This is a genomic window from Mycobacterium sp. (assembly GCF_036488105.1).
In the GTDB taxonomy this organism is placed as follows: Bacteria; Actinomycetota; Actinomycetes; order Mycobacteriales; family Mycobacteriaceae; genus Mycobacterium.
In genome coordinates this window covers 1-5,577 of the sequence record NZ_DASXHW010000108.1, presented here as the reverse complement: position 1 = coordinate 5,577, position 5,577 = coordinate 1, and the positions used below count along the sequence as shown (strand labels likewise).

Sequence of the window (5,577 nt, the reverse complement as noted above, 5' to 3'; positions counted from 1 at the left end):
GATCTCGACCGTGGCCTGCTCCGGCGTGATGTGAGTGTATGGGTCGAACGAGTACCAGCGCATCGCGTTCTCGTGCGTCATCTTCTTGATCTCGTCGTCCGGCACGCTGTTCGCCTCCAGCACGTCCCACAACTCCTCGGGCGCGCCGGGCCACATCGAGTCGCTGTGCGGGTAGTCGGCCTCCCAGCAGATGTTGTCGATGCCGATCATGTTGCGCAGCGTGACGCCCACCTTGTCGCTGATGAAGCACGTCAGGAAGTGCTCGCGGAAGATCTCGCTGGGGAGCTTGCCGCCGAAGTTCTGGTGCGTCCAGGTCGAGTGCATCTCGTAGGTCCGGTCCGCCCGCTCGAGGAAGTAGGGGATCCAGCCGGTGCCGCCCTCTGACAGCGCGATCTTGAGATCCGGGTATTCCTTGATCGGCCGCGACCACAGCAGATCCGCGGCAGCCTGCACGATGTTCATCGGCTGCAGGGTGATCATCACGTCCATCGGCGCATCGGGTGCGGTGATCGCCAGCCGGCCCGAGGATCCGATGTGGACGTTCATCACGGTGTCGGTGTCGCACAACGCATCCCACAGCGGCTTCCAATAGTCGTCATGGAAGCTGGGATACCCCATTGCGGCCGGGTTTTCGGTGAAGGTCAGCGCATGCACACCCTTCTTGGCGACCCGCCGCACCTCTTTGGCGCACTCTTCGGCATCCCAGATCACCGGAATCGCCATCGGGATGAAGCGGGCCGGGTAGGCGCCACACCACTCTTCGATGTGCCAGTCGTTGTAGGCCTGCACCAGCGCGATGGAGAAGTCGTGGTCTTCAGTGGCGAACAGCCGTCCGGCGAAGCCGGGGAACGATGGGAAGCAGATCGACGCCAGGATGCCCCCGGCGTTCATGTCCTTGATCCGCTCGTCGACGTTGTAACAACCCGGGCGGATCTCGTCGAGGCCCTGCGGCTCGATTCCGTATTCCTCTTTCGGACGACCGGCCACCGCGTTCAGCGCGACGTTGGGGATGATCGTGTCGCGGAACTGCCAGGTGTCCGAGCCGTCGTCGTTGTGCACCAGGCGCGGCGCATCGTCGATGTACTTCTTCGGCAAGTGGTCCTTGAACATGTCCGGTGGCTCGACGGTGTGGTCGTCGACGCTGATCAAAATCATGTCGTCTTTGTTCACAGCCCGGTCCTCTCAATCGGGGGCGTTCAGGGCCCACCTGGTCTTTGACTCGCGGTTATCCCGTGATTGTTGCGAACCGGTGGTCGGCCCGTCGACGAATCGCTTTCGCCGCTGACATCTCCCGTATATGAAAACTAGCTTCTCGGTTCCCGAGAATCAACATCTTGAGGCTACCCCTGCCACGGTAAGGCTCGGGTTGGGGCAGCGGATGCGGCCGCGCAGGCAGGCAAAGTCACCGCAGGTGGAGCCCAAATATTGACCAATCCCGGAGTTCATGGAAACCTATTGATCAAATATGAGAATCTGATTCTCTTACACGAGGAGCCCGTATGCGTCTGTCCCCGTTGCCGGCGGACCAGTGGGACGACGCTGCCCGGCACGCGGTGTCGGGCATGCTCCCCGAGGAGCGGCGGAACCCGGACGACGCCGGCAACGTGTTGTCCACCTTGGTGCGGCATCCGAAACTGACCCGCGCCTATCTCCGATTCAGCAGCTATCTGCTGTACGGGTCGACGCTGCCGCCGCGGATCCGCGAGCAGATCATCCTGCGCGTCGCCCATCGCCGCGGCTGCAGTTATGAGTGGGCGCATCACGTGGAGATCGGCAAGGAAGCGGGACTCACCGACAGCGACATCGAGGCCGCGCGGACGGGCCAGTCGAAAGATGCGTTCGACAGCGCGTTGATGAACGCCGTCGACGAACTCGACGAAAAGACCAACATCTCGGATCAGACCTGGGCGGCCCTGTGCGAACGACTCGATGAACAACAGCGGATGGACCTGGTCTTCACCACCGGCAACTACATCGCACTTGCGATGGCCCTGAACACTTTTGGCGTCGAGGTCGAAGACGACCATGACGGTGGAACACAAGAGAGGTAAGGACGTTGGCACACTTTCCCAAGCCCGACGCAGGTAGTTGGACGGAGAACTATCCGGAACTGGGCACCGCGCCGGTGGACTACACCGACTCGATCGACCCGGCGTTCTTCGAAGCCGAGCGGGACGCGGTCTTCAAGCGGACCTGGCTGAACGTCGGCCGGGTCGAACGCCTGCCGCGTACCGGCAGCTACTTCACCAAGGAGTTGCCATCGGCCGGCAAGGGCATGTCCGTCATCATCGTCAAGACCAAGGACGCCGCGATCAAGGCCTATCACAATGTGTGCCGTCACCGAGGAAACAAGCTGGTGTGGAACGACTTTCCGAATGAGGAGACGTCGGGTACCTGCCGGCAGTTCACCTGCAAGTACCACGCCTGGCGCTACGACCTCGACGGCAAGCTGACCTTCATCCAGCAGGAGGATGAGTTCTTCGACGTCGACAAGAGCGATTACGGCCTGGTGGGAGTCCGCTGCGAGGTGTGGGAAGGCTTCATCTTCATCAACTTCGACCAGCACGCGAAGCCGCTGACCGACTATCTAGGACCACTGGCCAAGGGCATCGAGGGCTATCCGTTCCACGAGATGACCGAGACCTACTCGTATCGCGCCGAGGTCGGCAGCAACTGGAAGCTGTTCATGGATGCGTTCGCCGAGTTCTACCACGCGCCCGTGTTGCATCAGGGGCAGTACACCAAGGAGGAGGCCGCCAAGATCCAGAAGTACGGCTTCGAGGCGTTGTACTACGAGATGGCGAGTCCGCACGCGATGATCTCGACCTGGGGTGGTCAAGCGCCGCCCGCGTCGATGGACATGGTCAAGCCGATGGATCAGGTGCTGCGCAGCGGGCTGTTCGGCCCGTGGGACAAACCGGCGGTCATGGCGAATCTCACCGAGATGCCGGCGGGCGTCAACCCGAAGAAGGTGCCGCAGTGGGGCATCGACGAGTGGCACTTCTACCCGAATTTGATGCTGCTGATCTGGGAGCCGGGCTGGTTTCTGACGTATCACTACTGGCCGACCGCCGTCGACAAGCACATCTTCGAGTGCACGCTGTATTTCGTCCCGCCGAAGAACGCGCGGGAGCGACTGGCCCAGGAGTTGGCCGCGGTGACGTTCAAGGAGTACGCGTTGCAAGATGCCAACACCTTGGAGGCGACTCAGACGATGATCGGCACCAAGGTGGTCAACGACTTCCCGCTCTGCGATCAGGAGATCATGCTGCGTCACCTGCACAAGGTGACCGGTGACTACGTGAAGGAGTACGCCAGCAATGGCCACCACTGAACAACTGCCCGCCGAATTCTCGGACCTGGAGCCATATCTCGCGTGGGATTTGGCCACCGAGCCCGAGCGGTACGCCAAACGGCTGGCGTCGTCGATGCCCGAGATGCAAGCGTTCTACGACGTGGCGTTCCCCCGATTGAACGATGTGATCGAGTACTGCGACAAGTTCCCGCTCGACGACCTACCCGAGGACGCGCGAACCCTGATGCATCTGATGCAGTCGCTGGTCATGGTGTCATTCCCTATCGAGGCGTGGAAGCAGCCCAGGGTCCCCGACAGCGGGGCGGCGTGGGTGGAGCTGATCCGGGAACCGGTGATCTAGACGGTGCTCACCCTCAAGGCTGCCGGGCTACTCGACGTCGATGCCGGCGAGATCGTCTCGCCCGGCATCCTGCGCATCGACGGGGACCGCATCGTCGGGGTAGGCGGCAAACCCGAAGGTGACATCATCGATCTTGGCGACTCGGTGTTGCTGCCCGGGTTGATGGACATGGAAGTCAACCTTTTGATGGGCGGGCGTGGGGAGAAACCCGGGCTGTCCGCGGTGCAGGATGATCCACCGACCCGGATGTTGCGCGCCGTGGGCAACGCCCGCCGAACGCTGCGGGCCGGATTCACCACCGTGCGCAACCTCGGTCTGTTCGTCAAGACCGGTGGTTATCTGCTCGACGTCGCGCTCGGCAAGGCCATCGACGCGGGCTGGATCGACGGGCCGCGAGTAGTTCCCGCCGGGCACGCGATCACGCCGACAGGTGGGCATCTGGACCCGACGATGTTCGCCGCGTTCGCGCCGCACGTTCTGGAGTTGACGGTCGAGGAGGGCATCGCCAACGGGGTCGACGAGATCCGTAAGGCGGTGCGCTACCAGATCAAACACGGCGCCGAGCTGATCAAGGTCTGCTGTTCCGGCGGCGTGATGTCGTTGACGGGACCGCCTGGTGCACAGCACTATTCGGATGAGGAGCTGCGCGCGATCGTCGACGAGGCGCATCGCCGTGGAATGCGGGTCGCCGCGCACACGCATGGCGCCGAAGCCGTCAAACACGCCGTCGAGGCCGGTATCGACTGCATCGAGCACGGGTTCCTGATCGACGACGAGGCGATCGCGCTGATGGTCGAGCGCGGCACCTTCCTGGTGTCGACGCGGCGGCTGGCTGAGGGAATGGACGTCTCGCATGCCCCGCCTGAGCTTCAGGCCAAGGCCGCAGAGATGTTCCCGAAGTCGCGGACCTCGATCCTGGCCGCCTACGAAGCCGGCGTGAAGATCGCGGTCGGAACCGACGCTCCAGCCATTCCGCACGGCAAGAACGCTGACGAGCTTGTCACGCTGGTCGACTGGGGGCTGCCGCCGTTGGCGGTGCTGCGGGCCGCCACCGTGGTCGCCGCCGATCTGATCAATGTGACCGACCGAGGCAGGCTGGCCGAGGGCCAGGTTGCCGATATCATCGCCGTGCCGGGGGATCCATTGTCCGACATCGGCGTAACCCAGAATGTGGGCTTCGTGATGAAAGGCGGCAAGGTTTATGTCCAAGCGAATTGAGGACCTCGTCGAGATCCAGCAACTGCTGGCTCGCTACGCGGTCACGATCACGCAGGAAGACATCGACGGCTTGGTCGCGGTCTTCACCCCGGACGGTACGTACAGCGCGTTCGGCGAAACATATTCGCTGGACCGGTTTCCGGTGCTGGTGGACGCTGCCCCCAAAGGCTTGTTCATGACCGCTACCCCGGTGATCGATCTCGACGGCGACACCTCGACCGGAACCCAACCGCTGTGCTTCATCGACCACGCCACCCACGACATGCGGATCGGTTATTACAAGGACAACTACGTGCGGACCGCCGACGGGTGGCGGCTGAAAACCCGCGCCATGACGTTCATTCGGCGCAGCGGCACACACGACTCGGGACGCCCGCACGCGATCGGGCGACCGAGCGCCAACCCTGCATGAAGGTCGAACAGTTCCGCTCGGATCTTCGGGCCTGGCTCGACGACAATGATTTGACGCCGGGGCCGGGCCACTCGTTGCAGGGTCATATGCAGCAGTACGCCCGCGTTTGCCGGGCGCTCTACGACGCCGATTGGATGCGATACGGCTGGCCGGTCGAAGTCGGCGGATTAGGTGGTCCGGCAATGCTTCGCGCGGTTGTCGGCGAAGAGGTAGTGGGCCGCCGCCTCGCCGAACCGGGTCCTTATTCGATGCTCGAGGTGCTCACGCCGACGATGATCGACTACGCGCCGG

6 protein-coding genes and 1 pseudogene are annotated in these 5,577 nt (G+C 63.0%); 6 read left to right on the top strand and 1 reads right to left on the bottom strand.

Translation table 11 applies throughout. The annotated features are described in order from the left end of the window. The coding region (locus tag VGH54_RS05725) for an amidohydrolase family protein (protein ID WP_331510969.1) at positions 1-1,170 on the bottom strand (1,170 nt) is incomplete at its 3' end. Positions 1,171-1,499: 329 nt separating this feature from the next. Between VGH54_RS05725 and VGH54_RS05720 the strand changes: the two genes are divergently transcribed. From VGH54_RS05720 to VGH54_RS05695, 6 genes and pseudogenes are all read left to right on the top strand, one after another. Then, positions 1,500-2,051 carry a carboxymuconolactone decarboxylase family protein gene (locus VGH54_RS05720; RefSeq protein WP_331510968.1) on the top strand — a complete coding sequence of 184 codons (552 nt, stop codon included), beginning with the start codon at positions 1,500-1,502 and terminating at the stop codon, positions 2,049-2,051. Between the two features lie 5 nt (positions 2,052-2,056). Beyond that, positions 2,057-3,334 (top strand): aromatic ring-hydroxylating dioxygenase subunit alpha, encoded by a 1,278-nt coding sequence (locus VGH54_RS05715; protein WP_331510967.1) that lies wholly within the window; start codon positions 2,057-2,059, stop codon positions 3,332-3,334. Beyond that, positions 3,321-3,656, top strand: a complete 336-nt coding sequence (locus VGH54_RS05710) for a hypothetical protein (protein ID WP_325695630.1) — start codon at positions 3,321-3,323, stop codon at positions 3,654-3,656. The genes VGH54_RS05715 and VGH54_RS05710 overlap by 14 nt, the downstream gene beginning before the upstream one ends. 3 nt (positions 3,657-3,659) lie before the next feature. Then, on the top strand, positions 3,660-4,874 hold the full coding sequence (locus VGH54_RS05705; RefSeq protein ID WP_331510966.1) for an amidohydrolase family protein: 1,215 nt from the start codon (positions 3,660-3,662) through the stop codon (positions 4,872-4,874). Next, positions 4,858-5,286, top strand: coding sequence for a nuclear transport factor 2 family protein (locus tag VGH54_RS05700; RefSeq protein WP_331510965.1), 429 nt, complete (start codon positions 4,858-4,860; stop codon positions 5,284-5,286). Before VGH54_RS05705 ends, VGH54_RS05700 begins: the two co-directional genes overlap by 17 nt. Next, positions 5,283-5,577: pseudogene (locus tag VGH54_RS05695) on the top strand (acyl-CoA dehydrogenase); the annotation flags it as partial. The gene VGH54_RS05700 and the pseudogene VGH54_RS05695, both read left to right, overlap by 4 nt.

Excerpts from the sequence above, each read along its gene's own strand:
- VGH54_RS05720 (WP_331510968.1), top strand. The coding sequence starts at position 1,500 with ATGCGTCTGTCCCCGTTGCCGGCGGACCAGTGGGACGACGCTGCCCGG.
- VGH54_RS05700 (WP_331510965.1), top strand. The coding sequence starts at position 4,858 with ATGTCCAAGCGAATTGAGGACCTCGTCGAGATCCAGCAACTGCTGGCT.
- VGH54_RS05710 (WP_325695630.1), top strand. The coding sequence starts at position 3,321 with ATGGCCACCACTGAACAACTGCCCGCCGAATTCTCGGACCTGGAGCCA.